The organism is Pannonibacter indicus (assembly GCF_001418225.1).
In the GTDB taxonomy this organism is placed as follows: domain Bacteria; phylum Pseudomonadota; class Alphaproteobacteria; order Rhizobiales; family Stappiaceae; genus Pannonibacter; species Pannonibacter indicus.
Genome location: NZ_LIPT01000008.1, coordinates 21508 through 47651, shown reverse-complemented (window position 1 = coordinate 47651; position 26144 = coordinate 21508). Strand labels below are relative to the sequence as shown.

Here is a 26144-nt window from a genome sequence, read left to right as displayed (position 1 = left end):
ATAAGATCGAATGTGAACGGTGTCAACATGCCTGGTAAAACCGGAAATGGCCGCAGGCCTGCGTACCACCACGGCGATCTGCGCCGAGCTCTTGTTGATGCTGCAATGGCGGAAGCGGGCAGGGGCAGTCTTGCAAATCTGTCTCTGCGGTGGCTGGCGGCGAGCGCCGGGGTCTCCCCGGCGGCAGTCTACAGGCATTTTCCGGATGTCGAGGCCCTTCTGGCCGCCGCAGCACACGAGGCTTTCGACCGGTTTGCAGCATATCTTCAGGCTGGTGCCCGGACAGGCGGCGATGATCCGGCCAAACGCCTGAAGGCCATGGGCTGGGCCTACCTGCGCTTTGCGGAAACTGAGCCGGGGCTTTATTCGCTCATGTTTGGCCGGACCTACAGCCCGTGCCATACCGGACTGATGGAGGCTGCGGCCCATGCGTTCCGTCAGTTGACGGAAGGGCTGTCGCACCTGCTGCCGCAGGAGCAGATGGCTGATGCTGGTAAGATTGCGGGCAGCCTCTGGGCGCTGGTGCATGGGCTTGCAGATCTGCGGGCCAAGGGGCTGTTAGGCGCGAGTGGCAGCACGCTGCAGGGGGCGTTTGACGAGCAGGCGGAATATGCGCTTACACTGGCCGTCGAAAGCATGGTGTCGGGCCGCAGCGGGCAGAAAGTCCCTCAATAGGGCGTCAAAAGGCCTGAGAGGCGGGGTGCCGGCTGGCAAGCATTGACTCGCCCGTCAGGCTCAGGGCAGCCTGGCGGCCGTGATGCCATAGAACGCTGGCGGGGCAGACCGTCTGATCCTGCTCGTCCAGCACCAGAACGCGAGACGGCAGGGTGACTTTCACCTCGATGAGGGCGCCCGTCTCGCCGCTTTCCGCATCAAACAGGGTGCAGGCCGTAATGTCCGCGCCGGCTTCCGTCTTCAGGCGGCCGCCGCGCATCCGGGCCCTCAAGGCGGGCTTGAGCTGCGGCGGGCGGAAGCGGTGGCCTGTACGGGCCGGGGGTACGCGGGTCATGGTTTGTCCAAATGGCAATAGCGGCGCGCAGCATGCACAGCCGTTCATCCTCCTGTCAGTTATCACAGGGTTAGACGCCTTAACTTGCCCGGAGCTTGCCGGAATTGGGGTCAGACCAGAAACGGCAGGCCCGTCAGGTCGGACAGAACGGCGCTGGGGGCGAGATCCGGATATTCGTCCGGCTGGGCGGTGCGGTTCATCCAGACGGTGCGGAAGCCATAGGCAGTGGCGCCTGCAATGTCCCAGCGGTTCGAGGACTGGAAGGAGATCGCTTCCGGATAGACCCGGAAATGGTTGGTCACCAGTTCATAGACGCGCGGATCGGTCTTGTAGGTGCGCAGGTCATGCACCGAAAAGATCTCATCCAGAAGCTCGGTGATGCCGGCAGCCTTGGCCGCTGACTCCAGCATGGAGGGCGTGCCGTTGGACAGGATGGCGAGCCGCGCCCCGGCCTGCTTCAGGCTGGTGAGCACTTCGGGCACTTCCGGATAGCAGTCCAGCGCCCAGTAGGCGTTGAGAAGGTCGGCCCTGAGGCCCCGGTCGGCGGAGGGGAAGAGATTGAAGGTGGTGTCGAGCGCCTGCTCGGTCAGCACCCAGAAATCCTCGTAGCGCTGCATGAGGGCGCGGACCCAGGAATATTCCAGCTGCTTCTGCCGCCACACGAAGGAAAAGGTCTGCGCGTCGGGCCCCAGTTTCGCGGCATGTTTGCGCACGGCGGCGTGAACATCAAAGAGGGTGCCGTAAGCGTCAAAGACATAGGCCGAATGGGCCATCGGGATGCTCCGTGGGGTCGCAGGACAAGATCCGCCGTCAGCTTTCCTGAACAGCGTCCGAACATATGCCGATCATTTGCCGGGATGCAATCAGGACGATAGGCATATGCAAGCTGTGTCAACGATTTGCTGCGCCGTTCAGCCCGGCAGCACGATGGCCCCGTGTTCATCCAGGGACCAGAACGGGTTGAAGGCGATTTCCAGAAGATGGCCGCCAGGAATGCGCACATAGGCCGTGTAGCCGCCCCAGAAGGCCTTTTCCGGCGGCACGACGGCTTCAGCGCCAGCCCGCAGCGCCCGTGCATAGGCCGCATCGACCTCGGCCTCGTTGCGGCCATTCCAGGCAAGCGAGATTGCACCCAGACCTTCCGGAACGGGGCGGCCAATGTCCTTTTCCAGCGAGGCGCGGGGATAGAGCGCAAGAGCAAGGCCGGGAAGCTGATAAAAGGCAATGCCTTCCTGGCTTTCGGAGGAAGCTGTCCAGCCGAGCCCATCCTCGAAGAAGCGCCGGGTTCCGGCCAGATCATCTACGGCGAGGGTGATGAGGGAAAGGCGCTGTTCCATGATCGGGCTTCCTTGGGCTGGAGGCATCAGCGGGTAACGATGAGCGTGGCGCCCGTTCCGGCTATGACGGCTCCGGCGGTGCGGTTGACCCGGCGCACAACGGCAGGGCTGCGCAGCAGGCGGCGGGCACGCATGGCCATGAGAACATGACCGCCGATGACCACTACTTCAACCGCCAGAATGACGGCGGCAAGTTCCAGCACACTCAAGGGAGTGAGGACGGTTCCGGCCACATTGGGCAGAAGCGCCACATAAAACAGCGGCATCTTCGGATTGCCGAGATTGAGGGCAATGCCGGTGGCGAAGTCAGACAAGAGATTGCCGCTGCCGGTGGTTTGCAGGGCCGGCACCACAGGCTCCGCCGTCCACAGGCGGATGCCCGTCCAGATCAGCCAGAGGGCACCGGCATAGCGCAGCACGGTCATGGCCGTGCCCATTTCCGAGGCCAGCAGCGACAGGCCGAAAGCGGCAAGGCAGAGGAAGATGAGGATGCCCGCCACGGTGCCTGCCCCATAGGCAAGGCCGGATGCGGCCCCATGCGACAGGGTGCGGGCGATGATGGTCATGTTGTCCGGGCCGGGGCTGGCGGCAAAGACGAAGAAGGCGGCAGCAAAGGCAAGAAGCGTGGAGAGGTCCATGGTCAGTCCTCCGGATGGCGCCTGAGCGAGGGGCGGGCAGATGGAGGATCAGGCGGAATCTTTGAAAGATCAAAGGCTTTGTGAGCCGGGAAGCAGACAGTGCAGATAGTTGTGCGGATCAATTTTCCTGCAAGAGCGCTTTTCAGGAATGAGAGCCTGTCCGGGTGCGGCCTTGCCGGAGCAAGTCTTCCGATTTTCGGGTGAAGGGCGTCAAACGGTTGACCTTGCCTTTTTCCGGGCGTTTGTTCGCTGGCAGTGAAAAATACAGCGGAGGACGCGCAAGATGAGCGGCTGGAGTGAGACCTGGACCTATGTGGATGGCGCCTGGCATGAGGGCAATCCGCCGCTGATGGGGCCGCGCACCCATGCGGCCTGGCTGGGATCTTCGGTCTTTGACGGGGCCCGGTTCTTCGAGGGTGTGACACCGGATCTCGACCTGCATTGCCAGCGCGTGAATGATTCGGCCGTGGCTCTCGGCCTGAAGCCGACCGTCAGCGCGGGCGAGATGATCGAAATGACCCGTGAGGGCGTCACCAAGTTCAAGCCGGGCAGCGCCGTTTACATCAAGCCGATGTATTGGGCGGAAAGCGACGGGCCGGGGGTGATCGTGGGCGATCCGGAGAGCACCCGGTTCTGCCTGTGCCTGTTCGAGGCGCCGATGGCGCCTGCCGGTGCCTCCTTCTCCATCACCCTGTCGCCGTTCCGCCGCCCGACCATGGAAACCATGCCGGTGAATGCCAAGGCGGGCTGCCTTTATCCCAACAACGCCCGCGCCATGGCCGAAGCCAAGGGCCGTGGCTTTGACAATGCGGTGGTGCTAGACATGCTGGGCAATGTGGCCGAGCTGACCAGCGCCAATATCTTCATGGTCAAGGACGGAGCGGTGCATACGCCGGCGCCCAACGGCACGTTCCTCAATGGCATCACGCGCCAGCGGGTGATCCAGCTGCTGCGCAAGGCGGGCCATGCGGTGCATGAGCGCACCATTGGTTACCGTGAGTTTCAGGAGGCGGACGAGATCTTCTCCACCGGCAACTATTCCAAGGTGGTGCCGGTGAACCGCATCGAGGAGCGCAGCCTGCAGCCGGGACCGGTGGCGGCCAAGGCGCGGGAACTCTATTGGGACTTCGCCCACGGCTGAGGTTTCGGCTGATCACTGCTGCCGGGCGGGCACAAGCACCAGTCCGGCGGCCAGCAGCAGGCAGATGGCGGCACCTGCCGAGGGCAGGGCAAAGCTGCCCGTACTGCCTGCGGCAAAGCCCGCAAGGCTTGGCCCCAGCATCTGGCCAAGGCCGAAGCTGGCCGTCATCAGCGCGATGGTGCGGCGCGGATCGCCCGTGGACAGGCGCCGGGCTTCGATGAGCCCCAGCGCGGTGATGCCCATGAAGGTTATGCCGAGCAGAAAAGCCGCGAGCAGAATGCCGGCAGGGCCAGTTGCGGTGACGCTGAGTGCAACGCCGCAAGCCTCAATGACACAGGCGAGCGCATAGGCGCGGGGCACGCCCATGCGGGCGGCGATCCGGTTCCAGATGAAAATGGACGGTGCAGCCGCAAGGCCGACGATCAGCCAGAGATAGGGTTCGGCCATTACCAGCGCTGGATCGGAGCGGGCAATCACGGCGATGAAGGTTGCCGTCACCACATAACCGATGCCGAACAGGCCGTAGGCGGCGATCAGCTGCGGCAGCCCGGCGGGCAGGCGGCGGGGGCCGGTTTTCGCGGGCGCGGGCGGTGCTGTTTCGGTGGCGCCGGGAACCATCCATGCGATCAGGACCGTCAGGGCCAGACTGATGACGCCGCAGCCCGTCCACAGGCCCTGCCAGTCTGCGCCCAATGCGGCCAGGCCGGAGACGATGAGGGCGGAGCCAGCAATCCCTGCGCCAACACCCGAGAAATAGAGTGCTGACAAGCCAGGCCGTCCGGCCTGCGCCAGCCGGTCGAGGATGAGTGCTGCCGAGAAGACGAAGGCAAAGGCGCTGGCAAGGCCCGCCAGAAACCGCAGCAGCATGAACACCGGGATGCTGTCCGTCCAGGCCATGGCGAAGGAAAGGACAGAGCTGGCAATGAGCGAGCCGATGAACCACATGCGGCGGCTGCCGGGCAGGGAGCCGGAGGAGGCCGCAAGCGCCCCCACCAAATAGCCGAGGAAATTGGCCGAAGCGATGAGCCCGCCGTCAGCTTTGCTGAGGGGCACCTGAGCGATCATGAAAGGCAGCACGGGTGTGTAGACGAAGCGCCCGATGCCCATGGCCGCAGCCAGCGACAGAAGGCCGCCGAGAGCAAGGCGGACGGGGGAGGCTGCTGATGGCATAGAAGTGGTCACGGAAGGGCTCCGGCTGGCTGGTGAGCCGACACTAAGCCAGCTTTACCGTCCGGCGAAGCCCTGCAAGTGGATGAGACGGCCGGGCAGACCAGTGGCAGTTCAATTGGCCAAGGCTTTGTGGACCTTGCCGTCATCATCAGCAATAGGGACGGCCATCGGTACGCTCATCGGCAGCCTCTGAACGGCGAACTGCGGCGCCACTTTCTATCTATCTATAGCCTTGTCTTGTGTGGATCAGCAGCTCTCACGCGTCCGTGATTTCAGTTTTGCGGCGCACTCGGGTCTGAATGGGCGCACCGGCCAGTGACGCGGCCGGCTCTTTTGAGGGAGACTTTGATGCGCAAATATTTTTTGGCCGGCGCCTTGCTGGCCGTAACCCTGACTGCGGCATCGGCTGCCGGTGACCCTGTCGCGACCCGCAAGGCCATCATGCAGTCCGTGGCTGCCAATGCCGGTCTTGCCGGTGCGATGATGAAGGGCGACATCGCCTACAGCCCGGCAGCGGGCAAGGCGGTGATCGCTTCGATGAATGCAGCCGCCAATGCTCTTGGTGCGTTCTATCCCGACGGCACACAGAATGCGGAAGGCTCTTCCGCCAGCCCGAAGATCTGGGAGGATGCAGCTGGCTTTGAAGCTGCGCTTGCCAAATTTTCCGAGGTTGCGGGCGCGGCAGCTCAGGCCTCTGGCAAGGATGGCCCGGCCGATGTGGAGGCCTTCAAGACCGCAATGGGGCCGGTGATGGCCAGTTGCCGGTCCTGCCATGAGGCTTACCGGGTGCAGAGATAAGCAAGACATGGAAGGCGTGGTCCGATGCTGAAGAAACTGGCTCTTGCCGGTGCCCTCGTATTGGGGGCGGGTGGATTGGGTTTCTGGGCTCTGACTGCGCCCGCCTCGATTGAGCCCGCGCGGCTCGCAGCCCTGCCGGAAGGCAATGCCGGGCGGGGGGAAGCGATGTTCTGGGCGGGAGGCTGCGCCTCCTGCCACGCCGCGCCGGGCGCATCAGGACAGGACAAGCTGAAGCTGGGCGGCGGCATGAGGCTGGAAACACCTTTCGGCGTTTTCGTTGCCCCGAATATCTCACCGGACATTGAAACGGGCATCGGCAGCTGGACGCTGCCGGACTTTGCCAATGCCATGCTGGCTGGAATTTCGCCCGAGGGAGAGCATTACTACCCCGCCTTTCCTTACACATCCTATGCCCGCATGAAGGATCAGGACATCTCCGATCTCTTCGCCTTCCTGAAGACCCTGGAGCCAGTGCAGGGTGTTGCGCCCGGCCATGAGCTCGCCTTTCCCTTCACCCTGCGGCGGGGGCTGGGGCTGTGGAAGCTCATGTATCTCGATCCGGGTCCGGCCGTGGTGCTGCAGAGGATCGACGAGCAGCTGCAGCGCGGCCAGTATCTGGTGGAAGGGCCGGGCCACTGCGGCGAATGCCACACGCCCCGGGACATGGCGGGTGGCCTGAAGCTGGATCAGTGGCTTGCGGGGGCAAAGGCGCCGGTTGGCGAAGGCCGGATTCCCAATATCACCGGCGGAGAGGGCGGGATCGGCGGCTGGTCTGCTTCGGACATCGCCTATTACCTCGAAAGCGGCTTCACGCCTTCCTATGACTCCGTTGGCGGGGAAATGGTGGCCGTGCAGGAGAACATGGCCCGGCTGACGGCGGAAGACCGGGAGGCCATTGCCGCCTATCTGAAGGCCATTCCCGCCCACGCGCAGGGCCAGTAGGAGAAAGGCCGCAGTCTTCCTCACTGGCCTGTCCTCATCCGCTGCCGCTAGACTGGCAGCGATTACAGGGAGGCGGAGCAGGGGCATGAGCGGACAGATTGCAGGCAGCAATTTTGAGGAGGCGCTGCGCCTGATGGGGCTTTCGGATCTCTCCGAGGCCGGGCGCCGGACCGTTGAGCAGGCCCTGCGGCAGATGGCCATTCCGGCTGGAATCGAAGTCTTTGCGCCCGGACAGGCCTGTCCGGGCTGGCTGGTGCTCACCTCCGGCAGCATCCGCGTGCTGATGACATCCGATACAGGCCGGGAAATCCTCTTGTACCGCGTTGCTGCCGGTGAGAGCTGTGTGCTGACCACATCCTGCCTGCTGGGTGAAGAGCCTTATGCCGCGTCGGGCATCACCGAAACGGCCTGCCAGGCCTTCATGATCCCGGCCGGGGTGGTGGCGCGGCTGCTCGACAGCGAGCCGGTTTTCCGCAAGCGCATCTTTCAGGGCTTCAGCCTCCGCCTTGCCAGCATTCTGCGGAAGATGGAAGACACCATGTTTCACCGGCTGGACGCGCGGCTGGCGCGGCTGCTACTGGAACTGGCCGGAGACGGAGGAGAAATTCACCTGACACAGGCTGCCCTTGCCGCAGAAACCGGCAGCGCCCGCGAGGTAATCGCCCGGCTGCTGGGGCGTTGGGCAGAGGCCGGCCATATTGCGCAGGGGCGCGGTGAGGTGCGGCTGCTTGACGCTGCGGCGCTTCGCCGGATCGCCGATGCGGGCTGAGCGGGCGAGAAGTAAGTGCAACTACGCTGCCGGGTTTTGTTTGTGACCATGTCACAGACGGGGTGTCCCACTGGCGCTAGGATCGTCTCACCGTCCGGACAGTCCGGACAAGCCTTGAGCCAAGGGGACGGGATATGACTGTGAACATGGGAACCCTCGACCGGGCCATCCGCTTCCTGATAGGGATTGCACTGATTGGTTTCGCGCTTTTCGGACCGGCTGACATCAGCTGGAAGTGGATCGGCTGGTTCGGCGTCATTCCGGCAGTGGTTGCACTGGTGGGCTGGTGCCCTGCCTATACGCTGTTCGGGATCAAGACCTGCAGGGCAAACTGACCCCCTGCAATGATCCCGCAGACAGAAAGCCGGAGCAGCCCCATACTCCGGCTTTCTTGCATCTAGAGGATGTCGTTACAGCCGCTTGCATTCCCGCGAATAGACGAAGTCGATATAGCCGCTCATCACGTTGAGGAAGGCCTGGCAGTCCTGCTGTGTCCGGAAACAGCCTTCACGGCTGACCGGACTCGTCTTTTTCGCGTCTGGCCAGACCTGACCACCGATCAGGCCGCGCCAGACGCCTGCCGTCTGATTGGCGGCTTTCAGCGGACGGCAGTCATAAGCCGTGCCATAGGTCTCCGGGACGTCCCCCGGGGTGCGGGTCGGGGACAGCAGAAGATGCTCCAGAAAACTGCCCTGCGCCATGGCAGCCGATTGCCCGATCACGAGGACCAGTGCGGTGAGCGTGGATCTGTTCAACATTTTCATGACTTCTCCAAACATGAGGCAATCTTCCGGCCGCTGCGGTGATGCAGCCAGGGCGGGCACCTGCCGGGCCCGGTTCAGCCTTATGGAAGGTTATGGGAAGCGTAAACGCAAATGGGAAGAAGCTTCTGCGGCATTTGTGCTGTTTCTGACGGTCCAGTTCAATTGCTCTGCCGCAGCGCCTTGTGCAGGGGGAGGCGGACTGCGGTCTGCGCCGGGAGGACGCCGCCTGCATGGCTGAGGGCGACGCCGGGCCCCGCAAGGCAGATGGCCTCGATCCAGACTGCAAGAAAGGCGGGCAAACGGGCAAAACCGAGGGCCCGCAGCGTGGCGATTTCGCCGGAGCGGCTGGATACGGCGCTGAACATGGTGTTAAGCACGCCCGCCGCCGCCTAACGCCCAGCCCTGCGCCTCGGCCAACGCTCGGCCCGCCAGCAGACTGTCACGGCTCTCGTTCAGGTTGGCGATGAGGGCGGGCGTCAGCGCCAGTTCCGGTCCGTTGACGGCGGCAGCACGGGCAGGACCCACTGCCGCGACCGCGATGACATTGGTCTCCCGGTCCTGAAAGCCGCGCAGGCGGGCGGCGGGGCCGGCGAGAACGGCTAGCACATCCCCGGCCCGGACTTCAGACCCGAGCGTGACGCTGACGCTTTCGATCCGCCCCTCGTAACGGGCAAAGACAGGGACGGATTGCAGGGCAATGACATGGCCCGAGCCGGTGATCTCCCGCGACAGGAGAGCTGGAGGAAGAGACGGGGATAGGGGTGCTGCCGCCTGCTGCTGCGATACTGCGGTTGCGGCAGGGACTGAAGCCGTGCCGGTGAGCGCTGCCACCCCAATGGCAAGGGCGGCGCTGCCGAGGCCGGTCAGCAGAAGCCATGTGGGGAAAAGACGCGGCTTGCGCTGCGGCTGTTCCGTGCCGGGCGCGGGATCGGGGAGGGAGAGAGACCGCAGCGTCCCGGCGAGCTGGCGGTTATTGTCTGTCAGGCTGGTCATGTGGCCAGACTGGCGCCGTCAGCCCATCGGCTCGACCTTGAACACGATCCGGGAGGGTGCAGATCGTGATCGAGGACCTGATAGGAGAGTTTCAGGCCGCGCCGGACTTCTGCTGGCGCCACTCCACCGGGCTCAGGCCTGTCACACGGCGGAATTCACGGTTGAAGTTGGATTTGGTCTGGAACCCGGCTTCGAACATGATGGCTGCCACCGGCTTGTCCGTGCTTTGGAGAAGCTGGCAGGCCTCTGCGATGCGGAACTCGTTGACATATTGCGAGACGTTCTTGCCGGTGGTGCGGTTGATCGCGCCGGAGATCTGCCGGGCGGGAATTCCGGCACGCCGGGCCAGCCGGCCCAGAGTGAGATTGGCGTCCCGGTAAAGCGTGCGGGCCTGCATCAGGGCTTCGATGCTGGATATGACCTCACGGCCGGCAATCACCGTGTCTGCGCCTGACACAGAGGTGCTGGCGGTCTCTTGTCTGGTGGCTGAGAGGGCCGGCTCTTCCGTTTTGCGGGGCGACCGGAGAATGGCTGGCGGCGGAGGCGGCGATGGCGAGAACGATCAGAACGCCTATGTTCCCGCCAGTGATGACGCTGATCGCGTGCTGGCCGTTGAGCCAGGTGAAATCCAGAGCAACGTAACTATCCACCAGCGCTGACAGGATCAATGCCACGGCGGCGAAGAGGATGGCCTTGTGGACGCGGGATGCGTCCTCAAAGGTGGCAAACCGAAGTGTATCCGTGCCCTGGCGCGTAAGCCGCAGGATTGCGGCTGCATAGCCGAGGAATATGGAAATCAGCGAAACGTCAATGGCTTGTGGGAGAGCGATCACGATAACGGCCATGAGGAAAGCCGGGGCAGCATGCAGCGCAAGCCGCTGTAGCAAGGGACGTGTGCTCCGGCGCACCAGCCGGGCGACGCCGCAATAGGCGAGTGGTGGCACCAGAGCAGCTGTCACGGGCAGGGCATACATGAGGACCGCGATGCCGTAGCCCCAGCGCAACCCCAGCAGTACCGATTGCGCCGCGGCCAGAAGGATCAGGGCCAGAAAAGGGACGTTGCGGCCTTCCCTTTCGGATCTGCGCAGCGATCCGGCGAAGAGCATCAGCAGCACCATGACTGCAGCAAAGGGGAAGGGAATGAAGAGCTTGGAGGGGATCACGGGGGGCCAGCAGAACCCGCACTATGCCTGCCCCGTCCGGTAAATTCGGCCTGAAACACGTTTGAGGACGAAAGGTTTCAGGGGCAATTGGCACCGCCCCGGTGGTTGACCGGGGCGGCGCGGATGTTTCTTCAGGCCTTGCCGGTCAGCATCAGAGCGAAGGACTGGACGAGGGCGACTTCCTTGAGGCGGTCGAAGCGGCCAGAAGCACCGCCGTGGCCGGCGTCCATGTTGGTCTTCAGCATCAGCAGGCTGTCACCGGTCTTGCGCTCGCGCAGGCGTGCGACCCACTTGGCCGGTTCCCAATAGGTGACACGCGGGTCAGTGAGGCCGCCAACGGCGAGGATGGCCGGATAGTCCTTCGCCGCCACATTGTCATAGGGCGAGTAGGAAGCGATCAGGTCATAGGCCTCGCGCGAGGCAATGGGGTTACCCCACTCCGGCCATTCCGGCGGAGTGAGGGGCAAGGTGTCGTCAAGCATCGTGTTCAGCACATCGACGAAGGGCACTTCGGCGATGATGCCGGCGAACTTCTCCGGCGCCATATTGGCGACCGCGCCCATCAGCATGCCACCGGCAGAACCACCCTGCGCGACGATGCGGTCATGGGCGGTGAAGCCCTCCTTCACCAGATGCACCGCTGCGGCGATGAAATCGGTGAAGGTGTTGGTCTTGAACTCGCGGCGGCCCTTCTTGTACCAGGCGTAGCCCTTGTCCTTGCCGCCGCGGATGTGGGCGATGGCATAGACGAAGCCCCGGTCCACCAGCGACAGGCTGGTGGTGCTGAAGCTGGCCGGGATGGAGATGCCATAGGAGCCGTAGCCATAGAGCAGGCAGGGCGCTGAGCCATCAAGCGGCGTGTCCTTGCGGTAGAGGATCGACACCGGCACCAGTTCGCCGTCTGGAGCAGGCGCCATCAGGCGGCGGGTGATGTAGTCATCCGGATTGTGGCCGGAGGGCACTTCCTGCTCCTTGCGCAGGGTGCGCTGGCGCGTTTCCACGTCATAGTCATAGACCCGCGCGGGCGTCGTCATGGACGAGTAGGTGAAGCGGATGATGTTCGTGTCGAACTCGTAGCCATCGGCAAGGCCCAGAGAATAGGCTTCCTCGGCAAAGGCAATCGGGTGTTCGAGGTGATCCGCCAGCCGGTGGATGATGATGCGCGGCAGGCCCTCGGCCCGCTCCAGCCGCACCATGAAGTCCTTGTAGAGCGTGTGCGACAGGATCAGCCGGCCAGCCTCATGCGGGATGAAGTCGCGCCAGTTCTCCCGGCCGGGCGTCTCCACCGGAGCGGTGACGATCTTGAAGTCCTCGGCATCATCCGCATTGGTGAGAATGTAGAAGGTGCCGCCGTTCTCCTCGACCGAATATTCGATGCCCCTGTCGCGGGCCGCGATGAGGCGCGGAGCAGCGAGCGGCTGGTCTGCCGGGATGACGTGGACTTCCGAGGTTTCGTGGTCGTGGATGTCGATCAGGATATGGCTGTCCGACTGCGTCTTGCCGACGCCCATGAAAAAGCCAGCGTCTTCTTCTTCGTAAACCAGCACGTCAGCAGCCGGATCCGTGCCGATCTCATGGCGGAACAGTTTTGACGGGCGGTGGTTTGCGTCAAGGCGCACGTAGAAGAGATAGCGCCCGCAGGCGGAGAAAACTCCGCTGCCAGCGGTATCCTCGATCCGGGTGGGCAGGTCCTTGCCGGTGGTGAGGTCGCGGATGAGCAGGGTGAAGAACTCCGAGCCCTTGTCGTCAAAGGCCCAGGCCAGCCGGTCATGGGCGGGGGAATGCATGGCACCGGCCATGCGGAAATAGGCCTTGCCTTCGGCTTCCTTGTCGCCATCGACGAGGATCTCCTGCGCGCCGCCGCCAAGAGGCGTGCGCACAAGGCGCGGATGCTGGCCACCGGTGACGTAGCTGACGCCATATTCGAACGGGCCGTCCGGCATCGGCACGGAATTGTCGTCTTCCTTGATCCGGCCCTTCATCTCGGCAAAGAGCTTGTCCTGAAGTTCTTTCGTGGGCGCCATGACCGTTTCCAGATAGGCGTTTTCCGCCTCAAGATAGGCGCGGATGTCCGGCGCCAGCACGGACGGATCACGCATCACGTCCTGCCAGTTTTCCGCCCTCAGCCAGGCGTATTCGTCCTGGCGGGTGATGCCGTGAGCTTCGAGGGTGAGGGGGCGCGCTTCGGCGCGCGGGGGAAGTGTCTGTGTCATGGCGGGGAGGTAAGGTTTTTCCGGAAAGGTAGCAAGAGGGAGGAGTGATCATGAGGGCGGAACAGCTGCAGGACGCAGCAGCAAGCTGGCACAGAGGCCACCTGAAGGGTGGGCGGCAAGTTCCAGCCTGCCTCCGGAAGATACGGCAATCTCCTGCACGATAGACAGTCCGAGCCCGAGATTGGCGAGCGGACTGGTATCTTCTTCGTCCAGCCTGTTGCCGCGCACGAGGCAATGCCTGATCTGTCTTTCTGTCATGCCAGGGCCGTCATCCTCGACCGATATCCGGACACAATCCGCTTCGGCATGGGCCGTGATCCGGATGCTGGAGTGGGCATAGCGGACAGCATTTTCAACGAGATTTCCGAGGGCTTCGGCAAGGTCATCAGGATCAACCGCGGCAGCAAGGGAGGGGGGCGTTTCCACTCGCCAGTTCAGGGCGGTGCCTGAGGGTGTGCGCTCCATGACGCGGGTGATCTGGCTGATAATACGGGCCACATCCGGGGTGAGCGCATGACCGGAAAGGTTGAGCCGTGCGCGTGCGAGTTCACGCTCCACATGACGGCGCATGGCGGCTGCGACCTGTTCGATTTCGTCTGCGATTTCGCGCTCTCCAGCAGTGCGCAGGCGCTCCACGTCCCCCATAAGAACCTGCAATGGTGTCTTGAGGCAATGGGCCAGATCTGCGGCACGGCTGCGGGCCCGGACGATCTGGTCCTCGCGGGCCGACAGCAGGTCGTCAATGGCTGCGGCGACCGGCTTCAATTCGTCGGGAAAGGTGGAGCCAATGCGTGCCTGCGGATTAGCCCGGATCTGCGACAGGCGGCTGCGGATGCCTTTGAGGGGAGACAGGCCAACCGTGACCTGAAGGGCTGAAGCTGCCGTCAAAACAGCAGCCAGAAGCAGCATGTAGGGCAGCATACCGAGGGCGAAGGAATAGGCGGCATCGGATACTTCGCTGCTGACGACGGCGACCGATATGCGGACCGGCTCGCTGCCAAGGCGTTCGGGCAGAACGATCTGACGATCCAGCACAAGCAGCGGCGCTCCATCAGGGCCTCCGGCCTCGTGCTTGTGCAGATGGCCATCCGTGACGCCATCCTCCGGAAGGTCCAGCCAGCCGTCCCAGAGCGAGCGGGAGCGCAGGTTGCCTTCTGGCGACGTGATCTGCCAGTAGAGGCCGGAGAGTGGTTGATTGAAGCGGCTGCTGGCCTGAGGGGATTGAATCACAAGCTGGCCGGTGGCGGGGTCTTTCTCGAGGCCCGCCGCAAGCTGATCGAGAATCCCAGTCAGTTCCGCCTCGACCCTTTGTTCCACATGCCGGGAGAAAAGCTGGGTGAGGCCGAAACCGGCGAGGGCAAGGGCAAGGCAGGTGGAAACGGCACCAGCTGCAAGAAGGCGGATGCGCAGGGAGCCGGAACGGATCACGCGCCATCTCCTGCCATGTAGCCGAAGCCGCGCCGGGTTTCGATGGCATCGGGCCCCAGCTTTTTGCGCAGGCGTGTGATGACGGCCTCCAGTGCATTGAAGTCACGAGCGTCATCATCGCCGTAAAGGTGCTCCAGCAGCTCGGCAGGCGGCACGACACGCCCCTTGTGGTGCAGCAGATAGGCTGTGAGACGATATTCCAGCGGTGTGAGGGAGACCGGCACACCATCGCGGCTGACACGCATCTGCCGGGTGTCGAGTGTCAGCGCGCCTGCTTCGATGACCGGTGAGGCGATACCTGCCGACCGGCGGATGAGGGCCCGCACGCGAGCGGTGAGTTCCTCCATCCGGAAAGGCTTCGGCAAATAGTCGTCAGCGCCTGGGTCGATGCCCTCCACCCGCTCGGACCAGGAGCCTCTTGCCGTAAGCACCAGGATGGGTGTTGCGAGGCCCGCTGCCCGCCAGCGCTTGAGCACCGCAAGCCCATCCATGCCCGGCAGGCCGAGATCGAGGATGATGAGATCCCAGGCCTCGGTGTCACCCATGAACCAGGCAGTTTCGCCGTCACTGGCTTCTTCCACCCGGAAGCCCGATGCCTCAAGGGCCGCTTTCACGTTGGCGCGGATGCGCGGTTCGTCCTCCACGAGCAAGACACGCATTCAGTCGTCTTCCTCCTTGAGGATTTCTCCGCTGCGGGCGTCAATCACCATTTCGCGGATCTTGCCCTTTGCAGAGAGTACCTTGAACTCGTAGACGAACCGGTCATCGTCTTCTTCGAACTCGATGCCGATCACTTTCCCGTCCAGCACCGGCGACACTCGCTTCAGGATCTCTGCAAGCGGAAGGGCCTTGTCGTCCCGAAGGGCCTGTTCAGCCCGCTTCTGAGCATCTTCGTCTGCGTGCACCTGCGAGGTCGCTAGACATGCGGCAGCAAGGCCAGCGCACAGGAGAGTTGCCTGCAAGGCGCGGCCGGCAGCTTTGGATTTCCTGTGAGAGATGGATGAAGTGAACATGGCGGAAGACTAGCGTTTCTTCTCTGACAATTCACTGACAAAGGCCGGAGGGCAGCTGTCAGGAGGGGTGTGCCAGATTGCGTCTCACCGGACGCCAGCGTGCCGCCGCAGACATGAAACAGGAGACTGACATGCGCAAGTTTGCAATCGCCACCCTCATCGCCCTTGGCGCCCTGACCGGGGCAGCTCATGCCTCCGAAAACAAGTTCAACGTTGATGCGCCGCGTGATCAGTGGATGACCGTCGAGCAGGTGGCCGCCAAGTTTACTGCTGAAGGTTACAAGGTGCGCGAAGTGGGTGAAGAAGATGGCGTCTATGAAGTCTACGCCATGGACAAGGACGGCAAGCGTGCCGAACTCTATGTTCATCCGGTGACGGGCGAGATACTGAAGCGTGGCGGGGACAACTGATGCACACGCCACATTCCTCCCTATCCTCCGGCGCAACGGCGCCGGAGGAGACCGTCCGGGTCTGGGACCCGTTCGTCCGCCTGTTCCACTGGTCTCTGGTGGGACTTTTTGCAACGGCCTGGCTGACCGGCGATGAAGTGCAATGGGTGCACGAGCCGGTTGGCTATGTGATTGGCGGCCTGATCGCCGCGCGTGTTCTTTGGGGGCTTTTCGGCAGCCGTCACGCCCGCTTCCGTGACTTCATCTATCGCCCTGCTACGGTTGCCGGTTTTTTGCTGGACAGTCTCAAGGGGCGGGCAAAGCGCTACATCGGCCACAATCCTGCAGGCGGCATGATGGTGATTGCGCTGATCCTGACCATCGCGGGCATCTGCACCACGGGCTACATGCAGACCACGGACATGTGGTGGGGTGTGCGCTGGGTGAAGGAAGTGCATGAAACCCTTGCCACACTGGCGCTGGTTCTGGTGGGGCTTCACGTGGCAGGTGTGGTTTTCGCCTCCTGGGAGCACCGGGAAAACCTTGTGAAAGCCATGATTACCGGCCGCAAGCGCCGGGAGCCATAAGGCGAATGACATGCACTAGAAAAGGCCGGACGGGTAGCCCGTCCGGCCTTTGTCATGGCGGCCAGCCGCCTATTCCGTTTGGCAGAATGATGCGTATCTGCCACCATCGCTGATGTTCCGTGTTGGCTCTGGCCTCTGTGTCATGCCGGGAGGGATGATGGAGCGGATTACCAAGCTTGCCCGTATTTCCGTGACGCGGGCCTGGGGCTTTTGCGGTCTCGCCATCCTGATGGTGATGATGGGCACGGCCTCGCATCCACCCTACTGCTTCACCTTCGGTGCGCTGGGCTGTGGCATCACCGGGCTGGTCATGGCGTGGTATGGCCTGACCTACCATCACCGGAGGCGGGTCGAGGATACCGAAGTGTGGATGCTGCTGGCCCCCGAAGACCGCCCGGCCAAGGCGGTTGCACTGCCTCTCATAGCGACGGCGATGCGCGATGAGCTTCTGGAAAAGGCCTGGTACTCGGCGCGGCTCTGCGGGCTGTTTCTGGTGCTGGCCGCAGCGCTTCAAGCCGTGCGGCTGGTTCTGGGGCCGGCGGGGTGAAAGGCGGCGGCCCCAGAGCGGCGCAAAGTCTGGCCCTTGCAAGGATTTATATCAAGGCTCTGAGATGCTGACGCATCACGCCTTGAACATGCTCAAGCGCCGCACGTCTTAACCGGCGCTCGATGAGCCAAGCCCATCGAGCATTGGACTTACGCCTTCCCGGACTTCTCCAGCCGGGCGATGAGGCTGGAGGTGTCCCAGCGGTTGCCGCCCATGTCCTGCACTTCGCCGTAGAACTGATCCACCAGCGCGGTGACGGGCAAGCGGGCGCCTGTCTCACGTGCGGTGTCGAGCACGATGCCGAGATCTTTGCGCATCCAGTCCACGGCAAAGCCGAAGTCGAACTTGCCGTTCAGCATCGTCTCCCAGCGGTTTTCCATCTGCCAGGACTGGGCCGCACCGCCCCGGATGGCGGCGATGACGGCCGGAATGTCAAGGTCTGCTTTCTTGGCGAAGTGGATGGCTTCGGCAAGGCCCTGCACCAGACCGGCGATGCAGATCTGGTTGACCATCTTGGTGAGCTGGCCGGCACCCGGTGCGCCAATCAGGCCCACGAACCTGGCAAAGCACTCGATGACGGGCTTGGCGGCGTTGAAGTCTGCCTCCTCACCACCGCACATGACGGTGAGAATACCCTTCTCCGCGCCCGCCTGACCGCCGGAAACGGGGGCATCGACAAATCCGCAGCCTGCTGCCTTGGCAGCAGCGTGAAGTTCGCGCGCCACTTCTGCGGAGGCGGTGGTGTGGTCGATAAAGATGGCGCCCTTCTTCATGCCGTGGAAGGCGCCATCCGGGCCGGTGGTTACGGCGCGCAGGTCGCCATCATTGCCGACGCAGGCGAGAACGAAGTCGCAGTCTTCTGCGGCCTCACGGGGAGTGGCGGCAGACTTGCCGCCGTGCTCAGCCACCCACTTGTCTGCCTTGGCTGCGGTGCGGTTATAGACGGTGACCTCGTGGCCGCCGCGCGAGGCAAGGTAACCGGCCATGGGATAGCCCATGACGCCCAGACCAATGAATGCAACTTTTGCCATGCCAGAACTCCCGGTAAGCGGATTGTTGCGTTTTGCTCGCACAGCCGCGCGCCGGGTGCAACGGATAATACCAGCTCTCAATGCGCTTGCTTCATTGAGAGCTGGTCAAGCCCGTGCGGTGCTGAGCGATATCAAGGCGTGGTGCGTCAGCCTCTCAATGTCTTGGCATGACGTCAGGCGTTGCGGCGCAGATGGCGGGTCAGGCGCCGCTCCATCAGGTCCCAGGCGCGGCGGATGAGTTCCACCGCGATGAGATAGGCAACCGCCGCCCAGATATAGGCCTGAAAGTCGAAACTGCGCGAAAACGCCCGGTTTGCCTCGCCCATGATGTCGTAGATGGTGACGATGGAGGAAATTGCGGAACCCTTGAGCAGCAGGATGATCTCGTTGCCATAGGGGCGCAGGGCCACGATAAGCGCTTGCGGCAGAATGACCTTGAAGAAGGTGATGCCGCGCGGCAGCCCGAGCGAGAAGGCGCCCTCCCACTGGCCCTTTGGCATGGACTGGACGGCGCCGCGCAGGATCTCAGCCTGATAGGCGGCGGTGTTGAGCGCGAAGGTCAGGAGCACGCAGTTCCAGGCGTCACGGAAGAACCACCACAGGCCAAGACTATCCAGGGCGCTGCGGAAGGAGCCAAGGCCGTAATAGATCAGGAAGACCTGCGCCAGCAGCGGGGTGCCGCGGAAGAAATAGACATAGGCATTGCCGAGCGAACGGACGGCTGAGTTCTTTGCGGAACAGGCCAGAGCCAGCGGCACGGAAAGCGCGGCGCCAATGAGGAAGGAGTAGATGGTCAGCTTCAGCGTCACCACCGCGCCGGTGACATATTTGGGCAGATACTGGCTGGCGAAGGTGCTGAAAAGGTTCTGGCCGAGGTAAAGGGCGAGACCAATGCCGCTGACGATCCAGAAGGCCATGAGCACATGGCCGGTGATGCGTGCGGCCGTCCAGGGGCGCCGGGCGGGCAGGGGCGGGCGGCTGATGGCGGGGGCGGCGGTCTGGCTCATCGGGCCATCTCCGCGCGCTTGGCCCAGCCTTCGGTGCGGCGCAGCACCAGGGAGGACAGGATCGCCAGCATCAGATAGATGAGGCAGGCAAGACTGTAGAAGAAAAAGGCTTCCTTGGTGTTGCGGGCGGCAATGCCGGTCTGGCGCATCACATCGACAAGACCCACGGCAGACACGAGCGATGTTTCCTTGAGAAGGATCAGCCAGAGATTGGTCAGGCCCGGCATGGCAAGGCGGATCAGTTGCGGCATGACCACGAGGCGGAAGGTCTGGAAACGGCTGAGGCCAAGCGCCTTGCCGCCCTCATATTGGCCCTGCGGGATACCGAGGAAGGCGGAGTGGAACACTTCGCTGGAATAGGCAGAGAACACCAGCGCCAGCGCGATCATGCCGGCGAGGAAGCTGTTCACCTCGATGGAGATGCCATAACCCATGCGCTCGGACAGGGTCTTGAGGGCGATCTGGAAGCCAAAATAGACGAGGAACAGCGTCAGCAGCTCCGGCAGACCACGGAAAATCGTGGTGTAGATCGTGCTGGCAAGCTGCAGGGACGGCTCGGGCGATTTCTTGCCCAGGGCAATGATGAAGCCCAGCACCAGCCCGAAGGGCAGGGTGGACAATGCAAGGCTGACCGTGATGAACAGGCCGCCGAGAAGTTCATCACCCCATCCTGTGGGGCCGAATGCAAGAAGTTCCAGATATTTGTCCATCAGCTGCCCGGACCCTGCGCCTCAGGGGCACATGCCCCTGATCCTGGCTTTGCCGGACATGCCTTGCTGTCAGGGGAGGGGCTGGCAGCGCCGGCCAGTTCTGCCCGCGCTTTCCAGCCTGTACCTGCATCCGGCGTTCCGGCCACCTGTCTGAAGCGGTGCGGGCAGGACATCGCCTGCCCGCCCGAGCCTCATCAATCGCCGTAAACGTCGAAGTCGAAGTACTTGTCGTTGATTTCCTTGTACTTGCCGTTCGCGCGGATGGCGGCAATGGCAGCGTTCAGCTTTTCCTTGAGCTCCTGGTCTTCCTTGCGGATGGCAATGCCGGCGCCTTCGCCGTTGATCACCGGGTCCGGCTTCAGGGTGCCGAGGATCTTGCAGCAGGCTCCGTCTTCGCTCTTCACCCATTCCGAGAGCACGACAACGTCGTCAATCACGCCGTCGATGCGGCCGTTGACGAGGTCGAGCTTGTACTCGTCGGACGTCGGATAGAGCTTCAGATCGGCCGAAGGAAGCTTCTCTTCCGCATAGTTGGAGTGGGTGGTGGAGCTCTGTGCGCCGATGGCCTTGCCAGCGAGGGCCGCATCGGTGGCTTCCGTCAGCGGGCTGTCCTTCGGCACGGCAATCGCCGGGGGGGTGTTGTAGTACTTGTTGGTGAAGTCGACCTGCTGCTTGCGCTCTTCGGTGATCGACATGGAGGCAATGATGGTGTCGAACTTGCCCGCCTGCAGCGCCGGGATGATGCCGTTCCAGTCAGAGGTGATGAATTCACACTCGACCTTCATTTCCTCGCAAAGCGCCTTGGCAATGTCAATGTCGAAGCCCGTCAGCTGACCATCGGAGCCCAGCACGTTGAACGGAGGATAGGCGCCCTCCGTGCCCATGCGGATCTTGCTCCAGTCCTTCGCCTCAGCTGCACCGAATGCGGCGACCGACAGGATTGCAGCGGCGGCAATCGTCTTGATACCCATGTAACTTACCCCTCGCGCCTTGTGTCGCGGCAGCAGGCCGCTGGCGGCTGCTGTGCCTCAGGTTGCTTGTTCTTTCATTCATCCAGGCACCGGTCCGCAGCACTTCAGCAAGCGGCAGACCCGGCACCCATTGTATGAACATATCCCGGCAGAAACCGCTCGCCCAGATGAAAAAACATGCTGGCACAGAGGATGTGCACTGACATTTTACCGGTATTCACTCCGTGACGCAGCGTCCGGCTGAGGCTGCAGGGCGCGACATCATGCCAGAAAGCTGCTGAAGGGAAGAAAACACACCACGTCGCCCCTGTGGATGGCCGCCGTTTCTTCCGGAATCTCGATGAGGCCGTCCGCCTCTCTGAGGCTCGAAATCAGCCCGGAGCCGGAGCGGGGATAAAGCTCTGCATGCACGGAGCCATCGGGATGTGTGACAAGACGTCCGCGGCTGAACTCCCGCCGCCCGGTCTTGCGCCGGGGCAGGTCGAAGGCGGCCTGTACCTGAAAACCCTGGACTGGGGCGGCCGCCATTCCGGCACGGCGCAGCAGCAGGGGGCGGGCATAGAGCAGGAAGGAGACCATCGCCGCCACGGGGTTGCCGGGCAGGCCGATGATCAGGCAGTCTCCGGCCCGGCCCGTGATCAGCCTGCGGCCCGGCTTGATGGCAAGGTCGAAGACCTGTGCTTCACCAATGCGCTCGAGCACGGCCAGAAGGTGATCTTCCTCTCCGTGGCTGGCCCCGCCGCTGGTAAGGATGACGTCGCAGCGGCGCGATGCCTCAGACAGGGCAAGCTGCAGCGCATCGCGCCGGTCCGGGCAGATGCCGAGATCGGTGATGTCTGCCGGGCAGCTTTCCAGCAGCGATGTCAGCAGGAAATGATTGGCATCATAGAGCCCGCCGGCGCCAAGGGCGGTGCCGGGGCGGACGATTTCATCGCCTGTCGAGATCACACCGGTGCGAATCCGCGTGAACACAGGGACCTCTGCCGTTCCGGTTGAGGCGATGGCGGCAAGGTCCTGGGCCCGCAGCCGGTGGCCTTGCACAAGGATCTGCGTGCCTGCCGCGAGGTCTTCCCCCGCCAGCCGCCGGTTGGCACCCTTGGGCAGACCTGCGGGGATGACAACAACACTCTGGCCGCCGCTGGTCTCGAGGCGGCAGTCTTCCTGCATGGCCACCGTGTCGGCACCTTCCGGCATCACGCCGCCGGTGAAGATACGGGCGGCGGTCCATGGGGCCTGCGCCTGCACGGCCGGGTGGCCCGCGGGAATGCGCGTTTCCAGCCGGAAGAAGCCGCCGCAGGGGGCGAAGTCCTGATGGCGGAAGGCGTAGCCATCCACGGCGGAGGTGTCGTGCTGCGGCACGTTGCGCGGGGCTGTGACGGGCGCTGCCAGAATGCGGCCGCGCCCTTCGCCGAGGCTGATGGTTTCATGGCCGGGCGCAGGCAGAGGCAGGCGTGCGAGCAGGTCCAGCGCCTCGTCATGGAGCAGGCGCTTGTCATCTGCGCCAAAACAATCCTCACCCCGCATCCGCTTTTCCCGCTGTCCATCTGCCGCCTGTGTGTGGCTGTCTGGAACATTCCCTGCTTTGCGCCTGCGTGCAAGCCGCATCAGGATCATGCGTCAAGAGGTCAGGTGTATCTGAGGCCCGCTCCCTTCCGCGCAGCAAGGATCCGCTGTGCTTCGGCGAGATCTTCCGGCGTGTTGATGTTGAAAAAGGGGTCTGTGCCATCCCCATCGAGCGGAAAATCCACCTCGGCAGCGCCGCATTCGCTCAGGAACTGGCCCACGCGGGCGTTACCGGCTGCCACCCAGTCCTGCAATCGCGGCAGCAGCGAAACGGGCCAGCAGGCAAACAGCGGATGCCTGCGGCCATCAGACACGGCTATGACCGGGGTGCCGGGGGCACTGGCTGCGGTCAGCCTCTCAACCAGTGTTTCAGGGAAGAACGGGCCATCACAAGGAATACTCACCAAATGATTGCACTCCGGATGGTTTTCTCTTGCGTAAAGCATTGCCGTAATAATACCGATCAATGGCCCGCCGCGCCCCGGCTGGAAATCACGGGCGACCGGTAGCTTCAGAGTTTCAGGCAAATAGCCTGGATCGTTATTGATAATTATAACAGTCTCGACTTGTTTCTGAAGCCTTGCCGCCACATGCGAGATCAGTGGAAGTTCCGTAAGTGGAATCGATGGCTTATGGCCAATTTTCATCCGGGAGCCGGCACCTCCTGCAATAATAAAGCCGATGATCATCGTGGCCTCTAACTTTCCCTTGTTTGAGCTGGCCGCTTTGCAGCGCATTGTTGAACAGGCTTGTTAACTTCACCCAGAGATTTCATGACGTATTGTTGCGCAATCCAGAACAGGAGCTGTCATGTTTATCTCGACCGTTCGTGCGAAGCTTTGGGGCGGATTTGGCGCATCTGTTGCCGCCCTGCTTGTGGTATCGTACATCGGCTACAGTGGTTTGCAGACTGCTGCCGCCTATTTCAGCCAATTCCGCGAAACGGCGAGGTAGAGCCTGACTGGTTATGAGGCGCAGGCCGCGCTGATGGAAGCCAGGCTCGCCATCTTGCGATATCAGCTGGAGGAAACTCCGGGCAGCGCTGCTCAGGTGAATGAGCTGATCGGGAAGATCAGCGCAGGCGCATCGCAGATCGAGGAGGTCTTCGCCGGATCTCCGCTGCTGGCCGAACTTCGGGAACTGATCCAGCCGGTTGACGCCTATCAGGCTGCCTTTGATGAGTTGCGTGCGGTGAATGAGGAAGTTGCTCTCAGCCTGACGCAGGTTAAAGAAGGGGGCGACGCCTTCAGCGAGAATATGGCCGGTGTGATACACAAGACCATTGAGGAGCAGAATTACCTCATTATGGAAGCCGTGGCCCCGGCGATGCGGGAATTTCTGCTGGCGCGGATCTATGTCGAGCGTTACGCGAGCAGCGGAAACGCGGACGACCTCTCTGAGGCCATGGACCATCACGATGAGGCGACCCCGCTTCACCAGCGCCTGCAGTTTGCACAGAAGCCGCTGGAGCTGAACCGGCTTGTGGCACCGCTGCCCGCGCAGATGGAAGATGTGATCAGCGAGGCTTCCTATCTTGAAATCGCCATTTCCAAGGCCGCGGACATTCGCGAGAACAACCTCGAGATGCTGGGGCCGCTGATCATGTCCGGATATCAGGCGGCCGTCGGCAAACGGATCAATGTCGGGGACACGATCGCGCCGCTGAACGGCATTGCCGCGACAATTGCCGCTGCGGTGGAAGAGCAGAATGCGGCCGCGCTTGAGATCGCCCGTAACGTGCAGCAGGCCTCTGCGGGCACGGTGGAAGTCTCCTCCAGCATCACCGGCGTCAGCCGCGCTGCCGAAGAGACGGGTGCTGCGGCTTCAGAGGTTCTGGGCTCCGCAGGCGGACTTGCCAGGGACGCGGAAATCCTCAAGGCCGAGGTCGCCCGCTTCATCGCGCAGGTGCGTGCCGCGTAACACCAAGGCTTTCGATGCTGGCGTATCATGCCTTGAAATTGCTCAGGTACCGCTTGGGTTTATGATGCTCACGCATCATGGCCTGACAGGCCTGGACGCCGTAGGGGCCTGAGCCATGCATGAAACGTGACATCTATCAAGCGCTGATATCAGGCGCAGCACAGGGCGGGGCAGCGATGTCCGGCATTTTGCTGTTTGCCGCGGGTCTTGCTGCGTGCGGCTCCCGCAGGGATGGCGAGGCGGTTCCGGGCTGTCAGGTTTTTAATGCCGCAGGTGCTTGCCGTACCGCTGTTCCAGATGCCAAGACTGCAGCTTTTGGCTGTTATAATAAGAATTTACAATAGTTAAAATTAACAGTAGCTCGCGTCAGGTTCTCTCTGGTGGGCCATGTGCGGCTGGCTTGCGGTAACCCAGGACAAATTCCTTCATAAAAATCAAACATATAATAAATCGGAGGGGCAGATTGGGGGGTACTCCTCTGAAAGACCAAGTTTTCTGCAGATTTTGGCCTGTATGCACCCGCAGAGTTGATTGGGTGCCAAGTATGGAAATCTTTGGGTGTCGTTCAGAGATAATCTTTCTTCCGCAGGGTTTCGATTTAGAATTTTGAAATTTATACGTTGTTATTGGTGGTTTATTAAGTATGTATGAGTAATTTTTATTTTTTGATGTGTTCTTTCAGGCTCCAGACTCAATCATAGCCAGAATGCGACGAGGGTTGCCAGGGCGACGGCGGACAGGAAGTTTCTGGCGAGTTTGTCGTAGCGGGTTGCGACGCGCCGGAAGTCCTTCAGGCGGCAGAAGGCGTTTTCGATGAGATGGCGGCTCTTGTAGCGTCTGGTGTCATACCGGATGGCGCGCTTGCGGTTTGACCGGCCCGGTATGACCGGGACAATGTGAGATTGGCGCAGGTGCTTTCGCAGGCTGTTTGCATCATATCCCTTGTCGGCCAGCAGATACCTTGCCCCCTTCAGTCCGGCCAGCAGATGGGGCGCCACCGGGCTGTCTGCCGCATTGCCTCCGGTCAGCATGAACGCAAATGGGCGGCCGATCACGTCGGTAAGGGCATGGATTTTCGTGGTTTGCCCGCCTCGCGAGGGCCCGATAGCCTGATTTTTCGCCCCCCTTTACCGCCGTGCGCCGAGCGGTGCGCCTTGACGTAGGTGCTGTCGATGGACGTGCTCTTCGTCACCGCTCCGGATGCCGCAAGCGCCTCGACCAGATCGATCCAGAAGCGTTTGCGTGACCATCTGTTGAAGCGGTTGTAGATCGTGGTCGAAGGTCCGTAGTCTTTCGGGCAGTCGCACCACCGGCAACCCACCTTGAGAACATGGATGATGCCGGAGATCACCCTGCGATCATCGACCCTGCGGGCTCCACCCTTGTTCGCCGGAACAAACGGCTCAATCACCGCCCATTGTTCATCCGACAGCCAAAACAGATGCCCCATCCAAGCCTCCAAATCACCGGTTTGGAGCTTTGAATCAGATTTGCTAAGTTAAATCAATGATATCAATGGGTTTTGACCCCAGGCTCTGGGTGGAGTTCGGATCTGTTTGATTATATTCCGTCCTTGCCGTTAACTATGTATATATTGTTTTGGTTCAGCCTGATGAGACCTGTTAACCGGGGATAAAAATGCTTAACCTCACTGTGCGCTCCAAACTCTTCGGCGGCTTCGGGCTTTGTGTCGCCGCACTCCTTGCAGTCTCCTGGCTCGGCTATAGCGGGCTGCAGACCGCGTCCAATTATTTCCATGACTACCGGGCAGCGGCCCGGCAGTCGCTAGTGATTTCTGAATCGGCCGAGACCCTGACGGATGCTCGTCTGGCTGTGATCCGCTATGCGCTGTCGCCCAATGACACGGACGGGCAGAAGGCTGAGAAACTGCTGTCCGAGCTCAAGGCCAGCAAGGCCAAGGTCAGCCAGTTCTTTGCAGGCTCCCCGCAGCTTGCCAAGCTTCAGGCACTTGAAAGCGATGTTGCCGCATACGAGCGGGCTTTCCTTGATTTCCGCACCTCTCCAGTGCAGCCGCATTGAA

The 26144-nt window shown here is 62.4% G+C and carries 32 protein-coding genes and 1 pseudogene; 13 read left to right on the top strand and 20 right to left on the bottom strand.

Features of this window, described 5'->3' with window-relative positions:
* The first annotated feature begins 27 nt into the window (after positions 1–27).
* On the top strand, positions 28–675 hold the full coding sequence (locus tag ASC48_RS12585; RefSeq protein ID WP_141658945.1) for a TetR/AcrR family transcriptional regulator: 648 nt from the start codon (positions 28–30) through the stop codon (positions 673–675).
* A gap of 4 nt (positions 676–679) precedes the next feature.
* Here the strand turns inward: ASC48_RS12585 and ASC48_RS12580 are convergent, their stop codons facing one another.
* The 4 genes from ASC48_RS12580 to ASC48_RS12565 form a co-directional block, all read right to left on the bottom strand.
* Positions 680–1009 carry a hypothetical protein gene (locus tag ASC48_RS12580; RefSeq protein WP_141658944.1) on the bottom strand — a complete coding sequence of 110 codons (330 nt, stop codon included), beginning with the start codon at positions 1007–1009 and terminating at the stop codon, positions 680–682.
* Between the two features lie 110 nt (positions 1010–1119).
* The gene (locus ASC48_RS12575) at positions 1120–1782 is read right to left on the bottom strand and encodes a haloacid dehalogenase type II (RefSeq protein ID WP_019962823.1); all 663 of its coding nucleotides are present in this window, start codon (positions 1780–1782) and stop codon (positions 1120–1122) included.
* A 138-nt stretch (positions 1783–1920) separates the two neighbouring features.
* Positions 1921–2346, bottom strand: coding sequence for a VOC family protein (locus ASC48_RS12570; RefSeq protein WP_055456095.1), 426 nt, complete (start codon positions 2344–2346; stop codon positions 1921–1923).
* 26 nt (positions 2347–2372) lie between these two features.
* Entirely contained in the window at positions 2373–2984 is a 612-nt protein-coding gene (locus ASC48_RS12565; RefSeq protein WP_055456094.1) for a LysE family translocator, read from the bottom strand.
* Positions 2985–3267: 283 nt separating this feature from the next.
* Here ASC48_RS12565 and ASC48_RS12560 point away from each other — a divergent pair, with 283 nt between their 5' ends.
* The gene (locus ASC48_RS12560) at positions 3268–4125 is read left to right on the top strand and encodes a branched-chain amino acid aminotransferase (RefSeq protein ID WP_055456093.1); all 858 of its coding nucleotides are present in this window, start codon (positions 3268–3270) and stop codon (positions 4123–4125) included.
* A gap of 12 nt (positions 4126–4137) precedes the next feature.
* On the opposite strand, the gene ASC48_RS12555 is transcribed toward ASC48_RS12560, so the two are convergent.
* Positions 4138–5307, bottom strand: coding sequence for a YbfB/YjiJ family MFS transporter (locus tag ASC48_RS12555; RefSeq protein WP_244270054.1), 1170 nt, complete (start codon positions 5305–5307; stop codon positions 4138–4140).
* A gap of 336 nt (positions 5308–5643) precedes the next feature.
* On the opposite strand from ASC48_RS12555, the gene ASC48_RS12550 reads away from it, so the two are divergent.
* From ASC48_RS12550 to ASC48_RS12535, 4 genes are all read left to right on the top strand, one after another.
* Complete coding sequence (locus tag ASC48_RS12550) at positions 5644–6093, top strand: c-type cytochrome (protein ID WP_055456091.1); 450 nt, start codon at positions 5644–5646, stop codon at positions 6091–6093.
* 24 nt (positions 6094–6117) lie between these two features.
* A complete protein-coding gene (locus tag ASC48_RS12545) occupies positions 6118–7035 on the top strand; it encodes a cytochrome c (RefSeq protein ID WP_055456090.1) in 918 nt (305 codons plus the stop codon).
* Positions 7036–7120: 85 nt separating this feature from the next.
* The gene (locus ASC48_RS12540; protein ID WP_055456089.1) at positions 7121–7804 is read left to right on the top strand and encodes a Crp/Fnr family transcriptional regulator; all 684 of its coding nucleotides are present in this window, start codon (positions 7121–7123) and stop codon (positions 7802–7804) included.
* Between the two features lie 134 nt (positions 7805–7938).
* Positions 7939–8139 (top strand): YgaP family membrane protein, encoded by a 201-nt coding sequence (locus tag ASC48_RS12535; protein WP_055456088.1) that lies wholly within the window; start codon positions 7939–7941, stop codon positions 8137–8139.
* Positions 8140–8214: 75 nt separating this feature from the next.
* Here the strand turns inward: ASC48_RS12535 and ASC48_RS12530 are convergent, their stop codons facing one another.
* From ASC48_RS12530 to ASC48_RS12495, 8 genes and pseudogenes are all read right to left on the bottom strand, one after another.
* Positions 8215–8562, bottom strand: a complete 348-nt coding sequence (locus ASC48_RS12530) for a hypothetical protein (protein ID WP_141658943.1) — start codon at positions 8560–8562, stop codon at positions 8215–8217.
* Between the two features lie 164 nt (positions 8563–8726).
* Positions 8727–8933 carry a hypothetical protein gene (locus tag ASC48_RS12525; protein ID WP_055456086.1) on the bottom strand — a complete coding sequence of 69 codons (207 nt, stop codon included), beginning with the start codon at positions 8931–8933 and terminating at the stop codon, positions 8727–8729.
* Positions 8934–8937: 4 nt separating this feature from the next.
* On the bottom strand, positions 8938–9561 hold the full coding sequence (locus ASC48_RS19565) for an efflux RND transporter periplasmic adaptor subunit (protein WP_055456085.1): 624 nt from the start codon (positions 9559–9561) through the stop codon (positions 8938–8940).
* Between the two features lie 91 nt (positions 9562–9652).
* A pseudogene (locus ASC48_RS12515) lies at positions 9653–10679 on the bottom strand (helix-turn-helix domain-containing protein).
* Positions 10680–10855: 176 nt separating this feature from the next.
* Complete coding sequence (locus tag ASC48_RS12510) at positions 10856–12937, bottom strand: S9 family peptidase (RefSeq protein ID WP_055456084.1); 2082 nt, start codon at positions 12935–12937, stop codon at positions 10856–10858.
* Between the two features lie 48 nt (positions 12938–12985).
* Positions 12986–14365 (bottom strand): sensor histidine kinase, encoded by a 1380-nt coding sequence (locus ASC48_RS12505; RefSeq protein WP_141658942.1) that lies wholly within the window; start codon positions 14363–14365, stop codon positions 12986–12988.
* Complete coding sequence (locus ASC48_RS12500) at positions 14362–15024, bottom strand: response regulator transcription factor (protein ID WP_055456083.1); 663 nt, start codon at positions 15022–15024, stop codon at positions 14362–14364. Before ASC48_RS12500 ends, ASC48_RS12505 begins: the two co-directional genes overlap by 4 nt.
* Positions 15025–15270: a PepSY domain-containing protein gene (locus ASC48_RS12495; protein ID WP_167345139.1), complete on the bottom strand. Its 246-nt coding sequence runs from the start codon at positions 15268–15270 to the stop codon at positions 15025–15027.
* Between the two features lie 239 nt (positions 15271–15509).
* Between ASC48_RS12495 and ASC48_RS12490 the strand changes: the two genes are divergently transcribed.
* The 3 genes from ASC48_RS12490 to ASC48_RS12480 all read left to right on the top strand — a co-directional run bounded on the left by ASC48_RS12490 (position 15510) and on the right by ASC48_RS12480 (position 16901).
* Positions 15510–15788: a PepSY domain-containing protein gene (locus ASC48_RS12490; protein WP_072242607.1), complete on the top strand. Its 279-nt coding sequence runs from the start codon at positions 15510–15512 to the stop codon at positions 15786–15788.
* On the top strand, positions 15788–16354 hold the full coding sequence (locus ASC48_RS12485; protein ID WP_055456080.1) for a cytochrome b/b6 domain-containing protein: 567 nt from the start codon (positions 15788–15790) through the stop codon (positions 16352–16354). The genes ASC48_RS12490 and ASC48_RS12485 overlap by 1 nt, the downstream gene beginning before the upstream one ends.
* Before the next feature lie 157 nt (positions 16355–16511).
* Entirely contained in the window at positions 16512–16901 is a 390-nt protein-coding gene (locus ASC48_RS12480; protein WP_055456220.1) for a hypothetical protein, read from the top strand.
* A 149-nt stretch (positions 16902–17050) separates the two neighbouring features.
* Here the strand turns inward: ASC48_RS12480 and ASC48_RS12475 are convergent, their stop codons facing one another.
* The 6 genes from ASC48_RS12475 to mobA all read right to left on the bottom strand — a co-directional run bounded on the left by ASC48_RS12475 (position 17051) and on the right by mobA (position 22872).
* Positions 17051–17932, bottom strand: a complete 882-nt coding sequence (locus ASC48_RS12475; protein ID WP_055456079.1) for an NAD(P)-dependent oxidoreductase — start codon at positions 17930–17932, stop codon at positions 17051–17053.
* Positions 17933–18105: 173 nt separating this feature from the next.
* Positions 18106–18939 (bottom strand): ABC transporter permease, encoded by an 834-nt coding sequence (locus tag ASC48_RS12470; RefSeq protein WP_055456078.1) that lies wholly within the window; start codon positions 18937–18939, stop codon positions 18106–18108.
* Positions 18936–19649 (bottom strand): ABC transporter permease, encoded by a 714-nt coding sequence (locus tag ASC48_RS12465; RefSeq protein ID WP_055456077.1) that lies wholly within the window; start codon positions 19647–19649, stop codon positions 18936–18938. The genes ASC48_RS12470 and ASC48_RS12465 overlap by 4 nt, the downstream gene beginning before the upstream one ends.
* 194 nt (positions 19650–19843) lie before the next feature.
* A complete protein-coding gene (locus ASC48_RS12460; protein ID WP_055456076.1) occupies positions 19844–20620 on the bottom strand; it encodes an ABC transporter substrate-binding protein in 777 nt (258 codons plus the stop codon).
* Between the two features lie 261 nt (positions 20621–20881).
* Entirely contained in the window at positions 20882–22144 is a 1263-nt protein-coding gene (locus ASC48_RS12455; RefSeq protein ID WP_055456219.1) for a molybdopterin molybdotransferase MoeA, read from the bottom strand.
* A 101-nt stretch (positions 22145–22245) separates the two neighbouring features.
* Positions 22246–22872 carry a molybdenum cofactor guanylyltransferase MobA gene (gene mobA / locus ASC48_RS19330; protein WP_072242606.1) on the bottom strand — a complete coding sequence of 209 codons (627 nt, stop codon included), beginning with the start codon at positions 22870–22872 and terminating at the stop codon, positions 22246–22248.
* A gap of 121 nt (positions 22873–22993) precedes the next feature.
* Here mobA and ASC48_RS19560 point away from each other — a divergent pair, with 121 nt between their 5' ends.
* From ASC48_RS19560 to ASC48_RS19555, 3 genes are all read left to right on the top strand, one after another.
* A complete protein-coding gene (locus ASC48_RS19560) occupies positions 22994–23137 on the top strand; it encodes a hypothetical protein (protein ID WP_156367100.1) in 144 nt (47 codons plus the stop codon).
* Between the two features lie 33 nt (positions 23138–23170).
* Complete coding sequence (locus ASC48_RS12445) at positions 23171–24103, top strand: methyl-accepting chemotaxis protein (RefSeq protein ID WP_055456074.1); 933 nt, start codon at positions 23171–23173, stop codon at positions 24101–24103.
* Between the two features lie 119 nt (positions 24104–24222).
* Complete coding sequence (locus ASC48_RS19555; protein WP_141658941.1) at positions 24223–24447, top strand: hypothetical protein; 225 nt, start codon at positions 24223–24225, stop codon at positions 24445–24447.
* A 351-nt stretch (positions 24448–24798) separates the two neighbouring features.
* On the opposite strand, the gene ASC48_RS19325 is transcribed toward ASC48_RS19555, so the two are convergent.
* A protein-coding gene (locus tag ASC48_RS19325; protein ID WP_425270029.1) for an IS5 family transposase occupies positions 24799–25553 on the bottom strand; the annotation gives its coding sequence in 2 pieces (ribosomal slippage) (positions 24799–25218 and positions 25221–25553; 753 coding nt in all).
* Positions 25554–25741: 188 nt separating this feature from the next.
* Between ASC48_RS19325 and ASC48_RS19795 the strand changes: the two genes are divergently transcribed.
* Positions 25742–26143, top strand: a complete 402-nt coding sequence (locus ASC48_RS19795) for a CHASE3 domain-containing protein (RefSeq protein ID WP_055456073.1) — start codon at positions 25742–25744, stop codon at positions 26141–26143.
* Position 26144 lies beyond the last annotated feature (1 nt).

What these genes read in the sequence shown, in the direction of transcription:
- ASC48_RS12585 (WP_141658945.1), top strand. Translation starts at nt 28, where the DNA reads ATGCCTGGTAAAACCGGAAATGGCCGCAGGCCTGCGTACCACCACGGC.
- ASC48_RS12580 (WP_141658944.1), bottom strand. Translation starts at nt 1,009, where the DNA reads ATGACCCGCGTACCCCCGGCCCGTACAGGCCACCGCTTCCGCCCGCCG.
- ASC48_RS12575 (WP_019962823.1), bottom strand. Translation starts at nt 1,782, where the DNA reads ATGGCCCATTCGGCCTATGTCTTTGACGCTTACGGCACCCTCTTTGAT.
- ASC48_RS12570 (WP_055456095.1), bottom strand. Translation starts at nt 2,346, where the DNA reads ATGGAACAGCGCCTTTCCCTCATCACCCTCGCCGTAGATGATCTGGCC.
- ASC48_RS12565 (WP_055456094.1), bottom strand. Translation starts at nt 2,984, where the DNA reads ATGGACCTCTCCACGCTTCTTGCCTTTGCTGCCGCCTTCTTCGTCTTT.
- ASC48_RS12560 (WP_055456093.1), top strand. Translation starts at nt 3,268, where the DNA reads ATGAGCGGCTGGAGTGAGACCTGGACCTATGTGGATGGCGCCTGGCAT.
- ASC48_RS12550 (WP_055456091.1), top strand. Translation starts at nt 5,644, where the DNA reads ATGCGCAAATATTTTTTGGCCGGCGCCTTGCTGGCCGTAACCCTGACT.
- ASC48_RS12545 (WP_055456090.1), top strand. Translation starts at nt 6,118, where the DNA reads ATGCTGAAGAAACTGGCTCTTGCCGGTGCCCTCGTATTGGGGGCGGGT.
- ASC48_RS12540 (WP_055456089.1), top strand. Translation starts at nt 7,121, where the DNA reads ATGAGCGGACAGATTGCAGGCAGCAATTTTGAGGAGGCGCTGCGCCTG.
- ASC48_RS12535 (WP_055456088.1), top strand. Translation starts at nt 7,939, where the DNA reads ATGACTGTGAACATGGGAACCCTCGACCGGGCCATCCGCTTCCTGATA.
- ASC48_RS12530 (WP_141658943.1), bottom strand. Translation starts at nt 8,562, where the DNA reads ATGTTGAACAGATCCACGCTCACCGCACTGGTCCTCGTGATCGGGCAA.
- ASC48_RS12525 (WP_055456086.1), bottom strand. Translation starts at nt 8,933, where the DNA reads ATGTTCAGCGCCGTATCCAGCCGCTCCGGCGAAATCGCCACGCTGCGG.
- ASC48_RS19565 (WP_055456085.1), bottom strand. Translation starts at nt 9,561, where the DNA reads ATGACCAGCCTGACAGACAATAACCGCCAGCTCGCCGGGACGCTGCGG.
- ASC48_RS12510 (WP_055456084.1), bottom strand. Translation starts at nt 12,937, where the DNA reads ATGACACAGACACTTCCCCCGCGCGCCGAAGCGCGCCCCCTCACCCTC.
- ASC48_RS12500 (WP_055456083.1), bottom strand. Translation starts at nt 15,024, where the DNA reads ATGCGTGTCTTGCTCGTGGAGGACGAACCGCGCATCCGCGCCAACGTG.
- ASC48_RS12490 (WP_072242607.1), top strand. Translation starts at nt 15,510, where the DNA reads ATGCGCAAGTTTGCAATCGCCACCCTCATCGCCCTTGGCGCCCTGACC.
- ASC48_RS12485 (WP_055456080.1), top strand. Translation starts at nt 15,788, where the DNA reads ATGCACACGCCACATTCCTCCCTATCCTCCGGCGCAACGGCGCCGGAG.
- ASC48_RS12480 (WP_055456220.1), top strand. Translation starts at nt 16,512, where the DNA reads ATGGAGCGGATTACCAAGCTTGCCCGTATTTCCGTGACGCGGGCCTGG.
- ASC48_RS12475 (WP_055456079.1), bottom strand. Translation starts at nt 17,932, where the DNA reads ATGGCAAAAGTTGCATTCATTGGTCTGGGCGTCATGGGCTATCCCATG.
- ASC48_RS12470 (WP_055456078.1), bottom strand. Translation starts at nt 18,939, where the DNA reads ATGAGCCAGACCGCCGCCCCCGCCATCAGCCGCCCGCCCCTGCCCGCC.
- ASC48_RS12465 (WP_055456077.1), bottom strand. Translation starts at nt 19,649, where the DNA reads ATGGACAAATATCTGGAACTTCTTGCATTCGGCCCCACAGGATGGGGT.
- ASC48_RS12460 (WP_055456076.1), bottom strand. Translation starts at nt 20,620, where the DNA reads ATGGGTATCAAGACGATTGCCGCCGCTGCAATCCTGTCGGTCGCCGCA.
- ASC48_RS12455 (WP_055456219.1), bottom strand. Translation starts at nt 22,144, where the DNA reads ATGCGGGGTGAGGATTGTTTTGGCGCAGATGACAAGCGCCTGCTCCAT.
- mobA (WP_072242606.1), bottom strand. Translation starts at nt 22,872, where the DNA reads ATGATCATCGGCTTTATTATTGCAGGAGGTGCCGGCTCCCGGATGAAA.
- ASC48_RS19560 (WP_156367100.1), top strand. Translation starts at nt 22,994, where the DNA reads ATGTTTATCTCGACCGTTCGTGCGAAGCTTTGGGGCGGATTTGGCGCA.
- ASC48_RS12445 (WP_055456074.1), top strand. Translation starts at nt 23,171, where the DNA reads ATGGAAGCCAGGCTCGCCATCTTGCGATATCAGCTGGAGGAAACTCCG.
- ASC48_RS19555 (WP_141658941.1), top strand. Translation starts at nt 24,223, where the DNA reads ATGAAACGTGACATCTATCAAGCGCTGATATCAGGCGCAGCACAGGGC.
- ASC48_RS19795 (WP_055456073.1), top strand. Translation starts at nt 25,742, where the DNA reads ATGCTTAACCTCACTGTGCGCTCCAAACTCTTCGGCGGCTTCGGGCTT.